Genomic DNA, 17363 nt, shown 5'->3' with positions numbered 1-17363 from the left:
TACAAGTAGCCTCCGAGCCGATTTGTCACGGTGTTACGCCGTTTCTTTTTCTTTACCTTGTTCAATTGTACCATCTTTCAACTCAAGCGTTGGACCACGTTTCCCAGTCAACGTTTCAGCTGTGATGATGACTTTAGCGATATCTTCACGTGATGGTATTTCGAACATGATATCAAGCATCGTTTCTTCAATGATTGAACGAAGACCACGTGCTCCTGTTTTTCGTTCAATCGCAAGCTTCGCGATTTCAACGAGTGCATCTTCTGTGAAGTCGAGTTCGACCTCATCCAGTTGAAGCATTTTTTTGTATTGTTTGACGAGTGCATTTTTCGGCTTTGTCAAGATCTGAACGAGTGCTTCCTCGTCAAGCGGCTCAAGTGTCGCCATGACAGGCAAACGTCCGATGAATTCCGGAATCAATCCGAATTTCTGCAAATCTTCCGGCAATGCAGCCGCAAGGATTTCTTTTTGCGTCAAGTTGCGGTTCTCTGAATCGTTTCCGAATCCGATGACCTTTTTACCCAAACGACGTTTGATTGATTGATCGATTCCGTCAAACGCACCACCGACGATGAACAGGATGTTCGTCGTATCGATTTGGATGAATTCTTGATGCGGGTGCTTACGTCCGCCTTGTGGTGGGACGCTTGCCACAGTACCTTCTAAGATTTTCAGAAGGGCTTGTTGTACCCCTTCCCCAGACACATCACGCGTGATGGATGGGTTCTCAGATTTACGGGCGATTTTATCGATCTCATCGATATAGATAATACCTTTTTCTGCTTTTTCTACATCGTAGTCAGCAGCCTGAATCAGTTTCAAGAGAATATTTTCAACATCTTCCCCAACATAACCAGCTTCTGTCAAACTTGTTGCATCCGCGATTGCGAACGGAACATTCAGAATACGAGCCATCGTTTGTGCAAGAAGTGTTTTACCACTACCAGTTGGTCCGATCATGACGATGTTTGATTTAGACAACTCAACATCATCCGCACGCCCACCTGCATTGATCCGTTTATAATGATTGTACATCGCGACAGACAACGATTTTTTCGCTTTTTCCTGCCCGATGACGTAGTCATTTAATGTCGAGCGGATTTCATGCGGTTTCGGCACGTTTTTCAATTCGACTTCTTCTTCTGTACCAAGCTCTTCTTCAACGATTTCGTTGCAGAGTTCAATACATTCATCGCAAATGTAAACGCCAGGTCCAGCAACAAGTTTGCGCACTTGTTCTTGTGTCTTTCCGCAGAAAGAACATTTCAGCTGACCTTTTTCTTCGTTAAATTTAAACATAAAGGTCCACCCCTTTAACGTGGAAGTTGTATAGATCCGTTTCGCATCTATTCTCACGTTTTACTATTAATGATTGTAGCATGAACAAGGAAACTCTTTCAAATCTTGGATGAGCGATTTACAGTTTGATTTGAAAATTATAATTTAGTTTGTCCTTGTTTGACCTATCGTACAAAAAAATCGACTTCAAGACCAGAAATTGGTCTTGAAGTCGACTGTTCGGTTGTGTTGATTATTTCGCTTTTGCGTTGTCAACGAGAACATCGATTGCTTTACGGAACTGAAGATCACCTTTAAGTGTATCAAGTCCGCCTTGTGGAGCAAGCATCGTTTCGAGTTGATCAGCAGGAATGTTGTAGAGTTCAGACATCGATTGAAGTTCAGCTTGCGCTTCTTCTTCTGTTACTTCGATTTTTTCGTCTGCAACGATTTGTTTAAGAACGAGACGCGCTTTGACACGCTCTTCTGCTTGTTCTTTCATTTCAGCACGCATTGCCTCTTCAGTTGTTCCAGTTAACTGGAAGTACATGTTAAGGTCAATTCCTTGTGACTGAATACGTTGTGTGAATTCTTGGACCATGCGCTCAACTTCGTTTTCAACCATAACTGCTGGAAGATCAACTGTTGCGTTTTTAGTCGCTGCTTCAACCAACTCATCACGCATCGAAGCATCCGCTTCTTGTTTACGTGTGTTTTCAAGACGTGTACGAATTTTTGTTTTCAACTCGTCAAGAGAAGAAACTTCTTCGTCCATTTCTTTAGCAAACTCATCCGTCAATTCAGGAAGTTCCTGAGCTTTGACTTCGTGGATTGTTACTTTAAACACGACTGGTTTTCCGGCGAGTGATGCTTCATGGTACTCTTCTGGGAATGTTACGTCGATGTCTTTTTGTTCGCCTGTTTTCAGACCAACCATTTGCTCTTCAAATCCTGGGATGAAGTTGCCAGAACCGATTACGAGTGAATAGTTTTCTGCAGTACCGCCGTCGAATTGGTTTTCCCCATCGAAACCTGCGAAGTCGAATACGACTGTATCGCCATTTTCGATGACGCCGTCTTCTTTAACGACGAGCTCTGCGCCACGCTCTTGCATTGTTTTGAGTTCAGCATCGACATCTTCGTCTGTAACGTCTGTTTCGACTGCTGTGTACTCAAGACCTTTGTACTCACCGAGTGTAGCATCTGGTTCGATCACGAATGTGATTTTGAACTCAACCGGTTTTCCTTTTTCGAGTGTTTCGACGTCGATGTTATCAAGCGCGATTGGCTCGATTCCTGATTCGACGACAGCACCTTCGATTGTGTCTTGATACAAGATATCAAGAGCATCTTGGTAAAGTGCTTCTTCACCATACATTTTGTTAAACATTGTGCGTGGCATTTTTCCTTTACGGAAACCTGGTGTGTTCAATGTCTTAACGACTTTCTTGAACGCTTGGTCTACCGCTTTATCAAATGCTTCAGCAGGCGCTTCATACGTGAGGACGCCGAGGCTACCTGATTGTTTTTCCCATTTTGCAGTCATGCTGAGTCCCTCCAAAAATGTCAATTAGCGTACATGTGTGTACAACAAGTCACATTATAGCACAGTCTTTCTGAGGATTACCACTGTTGAACGAGGCAATCGCCTTCAATTACTGAAGGAGTGCTTGTTCGTACAGTTTTCCTTCCGGCAGCACCAAATGGACAGCCCGGTAAATCTTTTGTGCCTGTGGACTTAAGGATTCCGGCGGAGCTTCAGACAAAAATTCGAGATCCGCCAATTCTTCGACGGCACCGAGCCATTTTTCCACCACTTCACCCTGTTCCATCGTCTCCTCTAAGTAAACGATTTGATACCAGTTCATGAGCAAAAGCGCCTTAAACGGATCCATCCGTTCCAAGTCGAACGCAGCATCGGCAAATCGTTGTAATTGGGTGGTCTGCTGTGTCAGACATGACTCAAGCTGTTCCGGACGATGAAACGACATATGAACACCAAGCGACTGAATCGACACTTCGATTGGATAGACATGCGCCGATTCCGTCAGCTGAGGAAGCAACCGTTGCATGACAAGAGCACTTGGATGTTTCACGTCCCGTCCTGTCAAATAGTCATGAACGATATAGTGCATCAACCCAGGATGCACCCGTAAGTCCGTTTGTGCCAAGAAACGAAATTGCTCTTCCAGCGTTCCGAAGCGGTAGAGCGTGATCCAGTCCTGCTCTGTAAGCGTCACTGCAGGTTTTTCTTCCAATTGTAGATACGATGCATCATCGGTCTGCTGAACGTTCCGCGCCGTGCGTGAACGTGATGCGGCCACTTCTTCTAACTTTAGTGCCAATCCGTATGGCAAATAAGGGGATGCGGTTCGTAAGGCAAGGTCGAATGCGTATCGTTCTCCCTTTTCATACATGAAAATCGCAAGCACCTGCTCGACACCGTCCAACCCAAGAAAAGGGTCGACGATGGCCAGGTAGGCTTCGATTCCGTCTTCCCTTGCTAAAAAAGCCTCTTGGATCGTGTAGAGAAGATACAAGATATCATCTTCTGACGTCATGGTTTGAAGTTGGTTTAAGCGAACATTCAATTCTGCCTCACTCAACGCAGCAAGGCGTTTTTGCTCATCGATTAACGGTTGTTCCATCCAACGTGACTGTCCCACGGTCATTCCACCTTTTTTTCCTGTCTGACGTTCTTATTTTGTGAACGGATCAAGCAAAGACGTCCAGTTTGTGATTGCTTCTTGCAACTGGCCTGCCTGCTCGATACCCATTTTGTTCAGTGTATCCAACGAGACATCGGCTTCTAGTAAACGCGTAATGTCTTCAGATTGATTGACATATTGTTCGAGTTTTTCACTGAGATTTTTTAATTCTGCCGGCGGACTCTCTAAACTCGCGAGACGTTCGTCGATTTGATTCAGTTCTTCGTTCAACTGTTGAACGGTTCCATCATTTTGAAGTTTTTCGATCTGCTGATCGAGCGCCTGCTCCGGATTTGCCGATTCACGGGCCTCGGTAGCTGCCTGATCCAACTTTGTCGAAAGCTCAGATGTCACCTTTGATGTGTCTTGGGCGATATCTTGCAGTTGTCCTGCATAATCAACACTATTTTTTACATCTGTCACTTGTTGTTTCGCATTGTCCACTGTATCCGTAACCTCGCTACATCCAGCTAAAGCAACTGTCAGCAACAGGATTCCACTCATTCGTTTCATCATCTTCATCATCCCTTTCAAGTTCATGATACCTTGATTATACCCGATGAAGCAGATAAAAAAAAGAGACCCCCCTCATAAGGGAAGTCTCTATTTTAATTATAGTGTCCCAAGAGGGATTCGAACCCCCGACCGACGCCTTAGAAGGGCGTTGCTCTATCCAGCTGAGCTATTGAGACGTGTCAACACGAATAAACTATACTAAAACAATTCTTTCGTGTCAATCACATTAGTAAAAACTATTTTTTAAAGTGTTCCGTCAAGATGTAAGGCATTGATCGTCTCACCGGTCAAATCATAAAAATCGACTGTGAACTGCCCATCCTCTAACGTTAAGACGGCATACGTCTTTTCCGGACGATGACGGGGCATCCGGATTGATCCCGGATTAATAAAGAGTTTCCCGTCACGCTGTTCTGCCTTCGCGACGTGAGAATGACCATATAAAACAACCGCGGCCTTTTTCTGATCCGCATGATGAACCAACTGATCAAGACTGTATTTAACGTCTTGTCGATGACCATGGACACAAAGGATCCGAAACGCCCCCAGTTCTTCCGTCACTTCGTCTGAAAAATCATTTCCATAGTCACAGTTCCCTTTGACGACACGATAGGGATATAACGATTCGGAATCTCCGGTCAGCTGTGAATCGCCGCAATGAAACGCGATATCGACATCTTGATGGCGATTAAAGATCGTCAGCAACTCTTGGTCAAGTCCGTGGCTATCACTTACGATTAATGCTTTCATCTCTGATCACTCTCCTAAAAAAGTAGTCAATGCCAATTCAAGTTTTCGTAATGCTTGTCCTCGATGACTGATGGACGCTTTTTCACTTTTCGTCAACTCGGCTGCCGTCTGATTCAAGGACGGGATGATAAACAACGGATCGTAACCGAAGCCGTTTGTTCCCTTCCGTTCAAAACCGATCGTCCCTTCCATCGTTCCGCGTACGGTTAATGTTTCACCGGACGGTTTCGCAAGAGACAAGGCGCAGACAAAACGGGCAGTCCGTTTTTCTGTTGGTACGTCAGCCAGTTTTTCCAGCAACAACGTGTTATTCGCTTCGTCTGATTTGTCCTCACCCGCAAATCGGGCGGAATAGACACCTGGCGCTCCGTCCAAAGCATCTACTTCAAGACCGGAGTCATCCGACAGCACGGCATGACCAAAATAAGCTGCCGCTTCTCTTGATTTCAATTCGGCATTTTCTTCAAACGTCGAACCGGTCTCATCCGTCTCCGGAGCCGTTTCGTAGTCGAGCAAGGATTCGACATCATATCCGAGTCGTCCAAGCATCTCCTTGAATTCATTTACTTTACCAGCATTTCTGGTCGCGACGATAATTTTCATCGGTGCTCCACCTCTTCTCCGACATACCACCAGGAAGCACCTAATGCTTGTTCAGCCGCCTGAAGCAGTTCCTCAATACCCTTTTCCCCAAGTTCCAGCATATCGAGCATTTCGCGACGTGAAAATGTCGCTTCTTCGCCCGTTGCCTGAAGTTCCACAATTTTACCGGACGATGTCATGACAAGGTTCAAATCGACGTCTGCTGCAGCGTCTTCTTCATAACAAAGGTCAAGCAACAAATCCGTCCCGACTTTACCGACCGAAACTGCCGCGATGCCTTCTTTGATTGGTGTGTCCGTTAACTTCCCGCTTTGAATCAGTCCATCGACCGCTAAGACGAGTGCTAAAAAACCACCCGTGATTGCAGCTGTTCGCGTCCCGCCATCTGCCTGCAACACGTCGCAGTCAATCCAAACCGTCCGTTCGCCTAATTTTTCAAGATTGACGACAGAACGTAACGCCCGGCTGATCAAACGCTGAATCTCCATCGTCCGTCCGGTTTGTTTCCCGCGGACCGACTCACGACCGGTCCGTTGCGCCGTTGCGCGTGGCAACATCGCATATTCGGCATTGATCCACCCTTGACGTTTCCCGCGTAAAAACGGCGGGACTTTTTCTTCGACCGTTGCTGTACATAAGACACGCGTATCCCCGACTGAAATCAGAACGGATCCTTCTGCGTGTTTATTGACACCCGTCTCGAAATGAATCGTTCGCATGTCTGCTTGTGCTCTTTGATCTAAACGCATTTTTCTTCCTCCGTTCCTAACACTAACCGTTTGGCTTGAATCGGTTGATTTAACCAGTCACTTGCAATCCGTTCAAAAGACCGTGTATCTCCGGTCGCATGGTAAACATGTTCCGGGACGGTGTCATGGGCTGCTGTGATTCCGTTGTAATCCAGTAAGGCACCAACTTCAAGCGCCGTCTCATCCCCAGAAGAAATCAATTGAACATTTGGTCCGATGACTCGTCCAATCACTTCTGCCAGTAACGGATAATGGGTACAGCCTAAAATCAACGTATCCATGTCATAGGCGAGCAACGGTTTTAATGTATTGGCGACGACACGCTCGACATAAGCTCCCGTGGTCTGCGAGGACTCGACGAGTGGAACGAATGGTGGACAAGCCAGTGATTCGACGACGACCTGCCCTTCGACGTGACGCAAGGCTTTTTCATATGAGTTACTTTCAATCGTCATTTTTGTGCCGATGACACCGATTCGTTTTGTCCGTGTGACTTTGACCGCCGCACGTGCTCCCGGATCGATGACGCCGATGATGGGTATCGACAACTTTTGTCGTGCTTCTTTTAAGACGACCGCCGTTGCCGTATTGCAGGCGATGACGATCAGTTTGACATCTTGCGCGACGAGGAAATCAATCATTTCCCAAGTAAACTGGCGAATCTCTTCTTCTGGTCGAGGACCGTACGGACACCGTAATGTGTCTCCGACATATATGATTTGTTCATGGGGAAGCTGACGCATCAATTCCCGCGCCACGGTCAATCCACCTACCCCAGAATCTAATACTCCAATTGATCTGTTCACGTTTTCCCCTCACCTTCCTCTCTCATATGGTAACAAAAAAGGACGACGGTGCAAGACCGGCGTCCAAGAATGTACGATAAAGGATTACTGAGCAAGACCTTCGCTTGTCAGCATATCTGAAAGAGTCGTGATTGCTTCAGAAGCATCGTCACCGTTTGCAACGATTTTGATGTCTGAATCTTTTGCGATTCCGAGTGAAAGAACACCCATGATCGACTTGAGGTTAACAGTCTTCCCGTTGTACTCCAAGTTGATGTCTGATTGGAATTTAGAAGCTGTGTTGACGAGTTGTGTTGCCGGACGAGCATGAATGCCTGAATCCGCGATGACTTTGAATGTTTTTTCCATGATTAAGAAATCTCCCTCCACTAATAACGTACTAGTGAGTCGTTTTCGAATATGTGAACTCATTATCAAATGATAACGGATTCGAATCGATTCTGCAAGGAATTTTTATACGCTTCATTCCAAGCAAACGCATTCCCGGAACGATCAATCTGCACCATCGAGGTCCGACCGGTGAACATCAATTCATCCTGTTCGCTGAACGCGGCATAATGGACGTCACAGGAGGCTGTTCCGACCTGAACTGGATAGGCATAGACGGCAAGACGTGCCCGCGGATAGACTTGCCGGATGTAATTGCACTGGGCATCCGCGACGACGACGATCCCGTCATCGGCCAGTGAATACCCTGTCTCTTCGAGCATCAATGTCCGCACATCCTCGAAATAGACGAACGGAACCCGGTTGTTCATATGTCCATAAGCATCGGTTTCCGCAAATCGAACGGCGACATCAAGTCGCGTCCCATGTTTCATTTGCTCCAACCATTGATCGAGATCGTTAATATAACTAGGTACACGCACGACACTTTCCTCCTCAAAATATAAAAAGAAGGAGCAAGGCCCCTTCTTTAATTTTATGTTTTTCTTATTGACTGACTGCTTCTCCCGTACGTCCTTCGTCACTGCCGAAGAACTTTTTGAAGGAGTGGAGCGTCGTTTGACGGTTCATCGCTGCGATTGAAGTCGTCAACGGAATCCCTTTCGGACAAACTTCCACACAGTTCTGTGCGTTACCGCACTGCATGATGCCGCCGTCTTCCATCAAGGCTTCCAACCGTTCTTCTTTATGATACGCTCCTGTCGGATGCGAGTTGAACAAACGGACTTGTGAAATCGAAGCCGGACCGATGAAGTTCGAACGGTCATTGACGTTCGGACATGCTTCCAGACAAACGCCACACGTCATACATTTTGATAGTTCGTATGCCCATTGACGTTTATTTTCCGGCATACGGGGTCCAGGACCCAAGTCATACGTTCCATCAATCGGCACCCATGCTTTAACTTTTTTCAAGGCATCAAACATCCGCTGCCGGTCGACCTGAAGGTCACGAACGATCGGGAACGTCTGCATCGGCTGAAGACGGATCGGTTGTTCAAGTTTATCGACGAGCGCCGTACAAGATTGACGAGGCGTTCCGTTGATGACCATCGAGCACGCGCCGCATACTTCTTCGAGACATCCCATGTCCCAGTTGATCGGCGTCGTTTTTTCGCCTGCTGCGTTGACAGGATTCCGACGAATCTCCATCAGTGCCGAAATGACGTTCATATTCGGACGATAAGGCACTTCAAATGCTTCATCATAAGCTTTCCCATCCGGTCCATCCTGACGTTGTACGATGAACTGAACCGGTTTTTGATTCGTTTTCTGTTCGAGTGGTGTCGCCATTATGCCTTCACCTCTTTCTTCGACTTCTTGCTGTAGTCGCGTTTACGTGGTGGAATCAGTGATGTATCGACTTCTTCGTAATAGATTTCCGGATGACCATCTGTATAGCGTGCCATCGTCGTTTTCAAGAACCGTTCGTCATCACGTTCCGGGAAGTCCGGTTTGTAATGGGCACCACGGCTTTCGTCACGTTGTAAGGCACCGAGCGTAATCGCTTCCGCGAGATCAAGCATGTGGTCAAGCTGACGGATGAACGAGGCTCCTTGATTACTCCAACGTGCTGTGTCCGTTGCTGAAATCCGCGTGAATCGATCACGTAGTTCATGGATTTTCTCAAGCGTCTGTTCGAGTTTATCGTTGTAACGAACAACCGTTACGTTATCGGTCATGACCTCACCGAGTTCACGGTGAATTTGATACGCGTTTTCCGTCCCTTCCATTGCCAGAATATCGTTGAAACGATTGATCTCAGCAATCTTGTGGGCTTCCACGACTTCTTCCGGCATATCATGAACCGATTTATCAAGTTCGTTCATATAGGCAATCGCTGAAGGTCCCGCTACCATCCCACCGTAAACAGCGGACAATAAGGAGTTGGCTCCAAGACGGTTTCCACCGTGCATCGAGTAATCACATTCACCGGATGCGAACAATCCTGGGATGTTCGTCATCTGATCGTAGTCGACCCATAATCCGCCCATCGAATAATGGACCGCCGGGAAGATTTTCATTGGTACCTTACGCGGATCGTCCCCGACGAATTTTTCGTAAATCTCAAGAATTCCGCCGAGTTTAACGTCGAGTTCTTTTGCATCTTTATGAGAAAGATCAAGATAGACCATGTTTTCCCCGTTGACGCCGAGTTTCTGATTGACACAAACATCAAAGATTTCACGTGTCGCGATATCACGCGGTACGAGATTTCCGTATGCCGGATACTTTTCTTCAAGGAAATACCATGGTTTTCCATCTTTATACGTCCAGACACGACCACCTTCACCACGCGCTGATTCGCTCATGAGACGAAGTTTGTCGTCCCCCGGAATCGCTGTCGGGTGGATTTGGATGAACTCCCCGTTCGCATAGATGGCACCTTGGCGGTAAACCGCTGCTGCCGCCTGTCCTGTATTGATGACCGAGTTCGTCGATTTACCGAAGATGACACCCGGACCACCTGTCGCCAAAATGACGGAATCGGCTGCAAACGCCTCGATTTCCATCGATCGTAAATCCTGACACACCGCACCACGACAAATTCCTTCTTCGTCAATGATTGCGCGAAGGAATTCCCATCCTTCATACTTCTCTACCAAACCTTGCGCTTCAAACTTACGCACCTGTTCATCCAGTGCGTACAACAACTGTTGACCCGTCGTCGCACCGGCATATGCTGTCCGGTGGTGTAACGTTCCGCCGAAACGACGGAAATCAAGTAACCCTTCCGGTGTCCGGTTGAACATGACGCCCATCCGGTCGAACATATGGATGATTTTTGGTGCTGCTTCCGTCATCTTTTGGACCGGCGGTTGGTTCGCTAAGAAATCGCCGCCATAAACCGTATCGTCGAGATGTTGGTAAGGCGAATCGCCTTCCCCCTTCGTATTGACGGCACCATTGATTCCACCCTGTGCACAAACGGAGTGTGACCGTTTTACGGGCACGAGTGAAAACAATTTGACCGGTACGCCTTGTTCAGCTGCTTTTATCGTAGCCATCAAGCCGGCGAGACCTCCACCGATGATGACAAGATTTTTATTCGCCATGTTGTTAGTTCCCCTTTCCTTACAACACGCCTGCAAACGTCAAGATCGAGCGTACGCCTACAAACGATAATCCGATGAATACGAGGGCGGCCACATACGACATCGCCTTTTGAGAAGCAGGTGACTGTGTGATTCCCCATGTGATACAGAACGTCCAAAGTCCGTTCGCGAGGTGGAACGTCGTCGCTAAGATCCCGACGATGTAGAAAGCAAGCATGAAGCCGTTATCCACGATATTTTGCATCATACTCGCATCAACAGCGGTTCCCATGGCTGCTGCAACCCGTGTTTCCCAAACGTGCCACGTGATGAACACGACAAGAAAGACGCCGGAGAAACGTTGCAGCACATACATCCAGTTCCGGAAGTATGTATAACGACCTGTATTCGCCGAACCTGTAAACGCGATGTACACACCGTAGACACCGTGCAGGATGATTGGAATGAAGATGACAAACACTTCCAAGAACAACCGATACGGAACGCTCCCCACGATATCCGCAGCCTTATTAAAGTCTTCCTCGCCACGAACGATGAAATAGTTCGTCGTAAAATGAGAAAGTAAAAATAACCCGATTGGAATGACGCCGAGCAGTGAGTGTATTTTACGCCCCACGAAATCACGATGATTCGCCATCCAAATCCCCCCTTTTGTTTGCCAATCAAACGTTGGCGCATTTTGGTAGAAAAGCGCTTTCATAAGGAAATTCGTCTTTTCATCACTTATTCTACTCCTGTCCTTTTTATAAGACAACCCGAGCCGTTGCATTTAACTGCAAATAACTGCAAATTTTTTTAGGAAAACAATGACCCATCAGAATTACCTCGCTATAATAGTTTCAGAGATAGGAGTGATTGCTGATGGATTCGGTACCAAATCCCTCTTCCACATTCGGAATCGAATTGATTCGTGACTATGTGTTGACGGACTTATTAGGAACAGATTATCGCCAGGTCATCTATTGGGCGGGAAAACGATTGGCACGTGAATTTCCCGTCTTGAGCATCGAAGAAGTGACACCATTTTTCTACGAAGCCGGTTGGGGACAGCTAGAATTAAAGAAGCAAAAAGGAACATCCGCAACGTTTCTTTTGACACCGCCAGAATCGACACGGACAGAACGTCCGGCAGGTTATTTCCAGCTCGAAGCCGGCTTTTTGGCAGAACAGTTCGCCAAAATGAATGGCTGCGTGGCGGAAGGATATGCGGAATGGCAGAAGGATCATGTACAGATCATGATTGAGATTGATCCTAAAGATCCGATTGAGCGCTCTGTTTAAAACAGACACAGGAGTTTAATCGTCAATGGCGAATTCTTGAAACATGAAACCTTTTTATTGAATTGCCGTATCAATAATCGACCCCATTCATCAAAGGAGGAATTTTTATGTTCAAGAAACTAGCAGCCGATTTAACAGGATTCAGTGATATTGGGCAAGTGATTCACCCTGACGACTTTGATAAAGCCGCCGCCGATGATTACGTGTTACATGAAGACGGTGAAAAAATTTATTTTCTGATCAAATCGAAAACAGATGAATACTGCTTTACGAATTTGGCCCTTGTGCATCTGGATGGCGAGAGTGCCGTCAGTTCAAAACGTGTTCTCTATCGTTATCCATACGCCCATTATCCGATTCGTCACGTCATGTTCGAAACAGCCGGAACGGTTGATCTTGATGTCGAAATCAAGTTTGAAATTGGCGGAAAACACTATTCGATCGACGTCGATAAAAAGCAGTTGGAGCACGTAAAAGACTTGTATAAAGCCCTGCTTGCCATTGCCGAAAAACAATATGAAGGACAAAAGATGCTTGAGTTTGCGAACAACTCACTCAATCATTCCGTCACGATTCTGGGTGGTCTTCGTCAAGGTGACATGAACGTGCCGCAGACGTTCAAAGATTTGTCGCAAGAGTCCTTCGACTGGTTACAAGGACATTACTACAAATGGAATCAAAAAGACTTCGGATCATTTTACGAAAAATACATTAATAACTAATTAATAAATCAGGCACACCGAGCTATCGGTGTGCCTGATTGCATATTTGTACTGATTTTCAGACGGAAAGGAGAACCGACATGAGCTTTTGGACTTGGTTCGCCATCGCGCTTGTATTGACTGTCAGTGTCATCGCATCCACTTCTCAAAAAAAGACTGAAAGAAAACAGGTTCTTTTTCTAGCAGGATTTTTAATCGTTGCCTGCCTGTTTTTAATCTGGTGGTTCACAAGGTGACTACATAATGCTTTTGAACCGTTTGTCTGCTGACACTGATATCAATCCGCATACAACAGAGGATCCGACTTCTAGCTGAAGCCGGATCCTCTGTTTGTCGTCAACGATGCAACTGCGTTCTACTCATTCCTCATTCGTCTGACTGAGATACTCCGCAACCGTCTCCGCTAATTTGGTTGGTAAACCAGCTTCCGTCAATTGTTCGATGTTGGCTTTTTTCAAACTGCGCATCGATCCGAAATGACGAATCAATTGTTGGCGCCGTTTTGGACCAACACCCGGAATGTCGTCAAGAAGCGAACGCGTCATGCCTTTTGAACGTAACGAACGGTGGAACGTAATCGCAAAGCGGTGCACCTCGTCCTGCATCCGTTGCAACAAATAAAACGCACTGGATCGGGGGTGCAGTTCAATTAATTGTCCGCCTTCCCCAAACAACAGTTGACTCGTCCGGTGCTTGTCGTCTTTTTTTAGTGAACCGACAGGCAGGGATAAGCCGAGTTCATCTTGAATCACTTCAAGTGCCGCATTGAGTTGACCCAGTCCACCATCGATCAATACAAGATCCGGTAGACGGGCACCTTCCAGTAACAGACGGCGGTATCGGCGGCGGACGATTTCCCGCATCGATTCATAATCATCCGGTCCTTTGACGGTCTTGATCTTGAATTTCCGGTACTCTTTTTTGAGCGGTTTTCCGTCTTCAAAGACGACAAGTGCCGACACGGCATCCGCCCCTTGAATATTGGCATTATCGATGATTTCGATGCGCGATAGCGGATGGACATCAATTGCGTCTGCCAGTTCTTGAACTGCCTGAACGGTTTTCTTTTCATCACGGGCAATCAATTCAAAACGTTCGCCAATCGCGTTCTCGGCATTTTTCGTGGCAAGATCCAATAATTTACGTTTTGAACCGCGGACCGGGACATGGACACGAAGACCAATCGCTTCTTTGAGCAACATCTGATTGACGAGCGGCGGGACGTAAATTTCACTTGGTTTGATGTTTTTTTCGTAAAATTGAACGATGAAACTTTCCAATTCTTCCGCTGCCGTTCCGTAAATCGGAAACAGTGACACATCCCGTTCAATCATTTTTCCACCACGTAAGAAGAAGACTTGGACACACATCCAGCCTTTATCGACATAAATCCCGAACACATCGCGAGACGTCAGGTCTGCCGTGATCATATTTTGTTTATTCATGATCGACTCGATGGCCCGAACTTGGTCACGCAGTTCACCTGCCCGTTCGAATTCCATGGCTTCTGCTGCACTGCTCATCTTCTCTTGGAGGGACTGGACAAGGTCTTTTGTTTCACCGGACAGAAAACGACGGATTTCCGAGACGATTTCCTTTTGCTCATTTTCCAGATTCGGAATCTCACAAGGACCGAGGCACTGACCGATGTGGTAATACAAACACAGTTTTTTCGGCATCGGCTGACATTTTCGAAGTGGATACAGGCGGTCGAGCAGACGTTTGGTTTCGTTTGCCGCGTAGGCATTCGGATAGGGACCAAAATAATGTCCCCCGTCTTTCTTTAACTTACGGGTCGTGATCAGACGCGGATACGTTTCGTTCGTGATTTTCAGATACGGATAAGATTTATCGTCTTTCAACATGATGTTGTATTTCGGATCATGTTTTTTGATCAGTGTCATTTCAAGCAAAAGCGCTTCCAGTTCACTCGCTGTAATGATGTACTCAAAATCACGGATGTCCGCAACGAGGCGTTCGGTTTTCAGGTCATGCGCACCGGTAAAGTAAGACCGGACACGATTCTTTAGATTTTTGGCTTTTCCGACATAAATGACTTCGCCAAATTGGTTTTTGTGCAAATAACACCCTGGTTCATCAGGTAAAAGGGATAGTTTCGCCTTGATATGTTCTTGATGACTCACAAAAATGTCTCCTTCCACCGTTTCTAGTTTTACGTTATAGGGTAAATATCTTACATTGATTATGACATATGGGGGATAAAAAATGCGTACATACGATTGCATTGTGTTAGGAACAGGTGCAGCCGGGAATCAGGCTGCTTATAAATTTGCTGAAAAAGGACTTCGCGTGGCGATTATCGAAAACTTTACACCGGGCGGAACATGCTCACAACGGGGGTGTGATGCCAAAAAAATTCTTTTGACCGGCAGTGAAGCGAAAGATGCTGTTGAACGCTTACTCGGATATGGTTTAAAAGGATTGGTTTCCATCGATTGGCGTCAACTGATGGAACGAAAAAATGAGTATACACGCGCGATTCCGGAACAAACACGAAATCGTTACGATGATTTGGGCATTGATTATTACCACGGCGAACCCCGCTTCTTGTCCAATAAGAAGTTGCTCGTCGACGAGATCGAGTTGGAAGCGGAACAGTTTTTGATTGCTACCGGTCTTCGTCCGCGTGAGCTTTCGGTGCCGGGCAGTGAACGTTTCTTGAACAGCAATGAATTTTTGGAGTTGCGTGACGTACCGCGTCGCCTGGTCTGTATCGGCGGCGGTTACATTTCCTTTGAATTTGCGCATCTCGCACGAATCGCTGGCGCGGAAGTGACGATAGTCTTACGTTCAACTGCACTGAAACAATTCGAACAAGAGTTGGTTGCGGTCTTATTGGAAGCGACGGAAGCCCTTGGCATTCACATCATCCATGAGACGGAAGTGGTCTCTTATGAGGACACGACACTCGCTTTATCCAACGGAACAAACGTCCAGGCAGATGTTGTCTTGAATGCGACGGGTCGCGTCGCAAGCATCGATTCTCTGGACTTAAATAAAGCAGGAGTCATCTTTGAGGACAAAGGGATCCGTGTCAACGATTACCTGCAGTCGTCTGCTCCAAACATCTACGCAGCGGGTGACGTCGCAGTCAGCGGAAATCCGGCACTGACTCCTTTTGCGGGGACCGAAGGACGGCTCGCTGCCTGTAACATGCTCGAAGGTAACACAAGAACACTCGAGTTGCTGCCTGTTCCAAGTATCGTCTTTACTGCCCCAAATCTTGCACAGGTTGGCCAGACGGAGGCACGTCTAAAAGAGAGCAACGTCCGCTACCGCGGGAAATTAATTGACACATCCAGTTGGCAAACAAATGTCCGGATCAAAGATCCGTTTGCTCGGGCAAAAGTGTTGATCGGAGAAGACGATCAAATTCTTGGTGCTCATTTCATCGGTGTTCATGCTGCCGAACTGGCTAACTATTTTTCATTCGCCATGCAACACCGGATTCCAAGTTCTGCCCTTCAAAAGACGAGTTTTGCTTACCCGACGCCGGCGTCTGACATCGCTTCACTGCTCGAAGACTAATCGATGAAGGAGAGGATTCATATGGTACGGTACGGCTACACCATTCTGTACATCACAGATCCGGTCAAGACACGTTCGTTTTACCATGGACTGCTGGGTCTCCCGATCAAAGCGGAACACGGGAGTTATACGGAATTTGAAACAGGAACGACCGTCCTTGCCTTTAACACAAAAGAAGACGTCCGTTCCATGATTCCCTACGAGCTCCCGGATAAAACCGGTCAACAATCGATCGAACTTGGCTTCGTGACGGATGATGTCCAGCAATTGTACGAAACAATCCGCGCTGCCGGTCATGAGACAGTTTTACCGCCGACGGAGAAACCATGGGGACAGATCGTTGCCTATGTGTTGGATCCGGATGGTCATTTAATTGAACTTTGTTCACCTGTCTCTTCCTCCAACTAAACAAAAAGATGGCATTCCGTCCATTGACGGAATGCCATCTTTTATATATCGTGCGTAGAATTAGTTAGATGTTTCAACGAATTCTTTTAATGCGTCTTTTGGCATGAAGCCCATTGTTTTGTTGACCGGTTGACCGTCTTTGAATAAGACGAGTGTCGGGATACTTTGAACTTGGAAAGCTCCTGCCACTTCCGGGTTAGCGTCAACATCGACTTTGACGATTTTTACGTCTTGCATATCCGCGTCAAGTTCTTCAAGAACTGGAGCAAGCATGCGACATGGTCCGCACCATGTTGCCCAGAAATCAACGAGAACGAGACCTTCTTGTGTATCTTCTTTAAATGATTGGCTAGTTGCGTGTACGATTGCCATTGAGAATAACCTCCTATTTTTAGATTGTCTTGACTTGTCGGTCAAAGCAATCTTTTTACTGACTTGAGTATAGCACAGCCCTACCTTACAACAAACGAAACTGCTCAGACAAGTCATC

Annotated in this window: 20 protein-coding genes and 1 tRNA gene; 5 read left to right on the top strand and 16 right to left on the bottom strand. The window is 46.7% G+C overall.

The genetic code is table 11. The annotated features are described in order from the left end of the window. Window positions 1–33 precede the first annotated feature (33 nt). The 14 genes from clpX to P397_RS0105715 all read right to left on the bottom strand — a co-directional run bounded on the left by clpX (window position 34) and on the right by P397_RS0105715 (window position 11550). Complete coding sequence (gene clpX, locus P397_RS0105780) at window positions 34–1299, bottom strand: ATP-dependent protease ATP-binding subunit ClpX (protein WP_026832395.1); 1266 nt, start codon at window positions 1297–1299, stop codon at window positions 34–36. 232 nt (window positions 1300–1531) lie between these two features. Further along, window positions 1532–2824 (bottom strand): trigger factor, encoded by a 1293-nt coding sequence (gene tig / locus P397_RS0105775; RefSeq protein ID WP_026832394.1) that lies wholly within the window; start codon window positions 2822–2824, stop codon window positions 1532–1534. A 109-nt stretch (window positions 2825–2933) separates the two neighbouring features. Continuing rightward, the gene (locus P397_RS0105770) at window positions 2934–3950 is read right to left on the bottom strand and encodes a hypothetical protein (RefSeq protein WP_028105896.1); all 1017 of its coding nucleotides are present in this window, start codon (window positions 3948–3950) and stop codon (window positions 2934–2936) included. A gap of 27 nt (window positions 3951–3977) precedes the next feature. After that, a complete protein-coding gene (locus tag P397_RS0105765; protein ID WP_233550672.1) occupies window positions 3978–4502 on the bottom strand; it encodes a hypothetical protein in 525 nt (174 codons plus the stop codon). Between the two features lie 102 nt (window positions 4503–4604). After that, window positions 4605–4678, bottom strand: a tRNA-Arg gene (locus tag P397_RS0105760). Between the two features lie 67 nt (window positions 4679–4745). Further along, window positions 4746–5252 (bottom strand): metallophosphoesterase family protein, encoded by a 507-nt coding sequence (locus P397_RS0105755; RefSeq protein WP_028105895.1) that lies wholly within the window; start codon window positions 5250–5252, stop codon window positions 4746–4748. Between the two features lie 6 nt (window positions 5253–5258). Further along, a complete protein-coding gene (locus P397_RS0105750) occupies window positions 5259–5855 on the bottom strand; it encodes an XTP/dITP diphosphatase (RefSeq protein ID WP_026832390.1) in 597 nt (198 codons plus the stop codon). Then, complete coding sequence (rph, locus tag P397_RS0105745; protein ID WP_028105894.1) at window positions 5852–6604, bottom strand: ribonuclease PH; 753 nt, start codon at window positions 6602–6604, stop codon at window positions 5852–5854. The genes P397_RS0105750 and rph overlap by 4 nt, the downstream gene beginning before the upstream one ends. Further along, the gene (gene racE, locus P397_RS0105740; RefSeq protein WP_026832388.1) at window positions 6595–7410 is read right to left on the bottom strand and encodes a glutamate racemase; all 816 of its coding nucleotides are present in this window, start codon (window positions 7408–7410) and stop codon (window positions 6595–6597) included. The genes rph and racE overlap by 10 nt, the downstream gene beginning before the upstream one ends. 84 nt (window positions 7411–7494) lie before the next feature. Then, window positions 7495–7758 (bottom strand): phosphocarrier protein HPr, encoded by a 264-nt coding sequence (locus tag P397_RS0105735; RefSeq protein WP_012371023.1) that lies wholly within the window; start codon window positions 7756–7758, stop codon window positions 7495–7497. 65 nt (window positions 7759–7823) lie between these two features. Then, complete coding sequence (locus P397_RS0105730) at window positions 7824–8279, bottom strand: acyl-CoA thioesterase (protein ID WP_026832387.1); 456 nt, start codon at window positions 8277–8279, stop codon at window positions 7824–7826. A gap of 64 nt (window positions 8280–8343) precedes the next feature. Continuing rightward, entirely contained in the window at window positions 8344–9150 is an 807-nt protein-coding gene (gene sdhB, locus P397_RS0105725) for a succinate dehydrogenase iron-sulfur subunit (RefSeq protein ID WP_026832386.1), read from the bottom strand. Next, on the bottom strand, window positions 9150–10913 hold the full coding sequence (sdhA, locus tag P397_RS0105720) for a succinate dehydrogenase flavoprotein subunit (protein ID WP_028105893.1): 1764 nt from the start codon (window positions 10911–10913) through the stop codon (window positions 9150–9152). The genes sdhB and sdhA overlap by 1 nt, the downstream gene beginning before the upstream one ends. A 19-nt stretch (window positions 10914–10932) precedes the next feature. Further along, window positions 10933–11550 carry a succinate dehydrogenase cytochrome b558 subunit gene (locus P397_RS0105715; RefSeq protein WP_026832384.1) on the bottom strand — a complete coding sequence of 206 codons (618 nt, stop codon included), beginning with the start codon at window positions 11548–11550 and terminating at the stop codon, window positions 10933–10935. Between the two features lie 224 nt (window positions 11551–11774). Between P397_RS0105715 and P397_RS0105710 the strand changes: the two genes are divergently transcribed. The 3 genes from P397_RS0105710 to P397_RS17915 all read left to right on the top strand — a co-directional run bounded on the left by P397_RS0105710 (window position 11775) and on the right by P397_RS17915 (window position 13152). Next, window positions 11775–12194 (top strand): YslB family protein, encoded by a 420-nt coding sequence (locus tag P397_RS0105710; protein ID WP_026832383.1) that lies wholly within the window; start codon window positions 11775–11777, stop codon window positions 12192–12194. Window positions 12195–12301: 107 nt separating this feature from the next. Further along, entirely contained in the window at window positions 12302–12916 is a 615-nt protein-coding gene (locus P397_RS0105705) for a PH domain-containing protein (protein WP_026832382.1), read from the top strand. Window positions 12917–12996: 80 nt separating this feature from the next. Next, complete coding sequence (locus tag P397_RS17915; RefSeq protein ID WP_156508407.1) at window positions 12997–13152, top strand: hypothetical protein; 156 nt, start codon at window positions 12997–12999, stop codon at window positions 13150–13152. 123 nt (window positions 13153–13275) lie between these two features. On the opposite strand, the gene uvrC is transcribed toward P397_RS17915, so the two are convergent. After that, window positions 13276–15060 (bottom strand): excinuclease ABC subunit UvrC, encoded by a 1785-nt coding sequence (gene uvrC / locus P397_RS0105695; protein ID WP_028105892.1) that lies wholly within the window; start codon window positions 15058–15060, stop codon window positions 13276–13278. An 82-nt stretch (window positions 15061–15142) separates the two neighbouring features. On the opposite strand from uvrC, the gene P397_RS0105690 reads away from it, so the two are divergent. Beyond that, a complete protein-coding gene (locus P397_RS0105690; RefSeq protein WP_028105891.1) occupies window positions 15143–16465 on the top strand; it encodes a dihydrolipoyl dehydrogenase family protein in 1323 nt (440 codons plus the stop codon). A gap of 21 nt (window positions 16466–16486) precedes the next feature. Further along, the gene (locus P397_RS0105685; protein WP_028105890.1) at window positions 16487–16873 is read left to right on the top strand and encodes a VOC family protein; all 387 of its coding nucleotides are present in this window, start codon (window positions 16487–16489) and stop codon (window positions 16871–16873) included. A gap of 60 nt (window positions 16874–16933) precedes the next feature. Here the strand turns inward: P397_RS0105685 and trxA are convergent, their stop codons facing one another. Further along, window positions 16934–17362 (bottom strand): thioredoxin, encoded by a 429-nt coding sequence (gene trxA, locus P397_RS0105680; RefSeq protein ID WP_255415517.1) that lies wholly within the window; start codon window positions 17360–17362, stop codon window positions 16934–16936. Window position 17363: the final 1 nt, after the last annotated feature.

This window comes from Exiguobacterium undae DSM 14481 (genome assembly GCF_000620805.1).
GTDB lineage: Bacteria > Bacillota > Bacilli > Exiguobacteriales > Exiguobacteriaceae > Exiguobacterium_A > Exiguobacterium_A undae.
The sequence above is the reverse complement of the archived record's forward strand: the minus strand, read 5'-3'. Positions and strand labels throughout refer to the sequence as shown.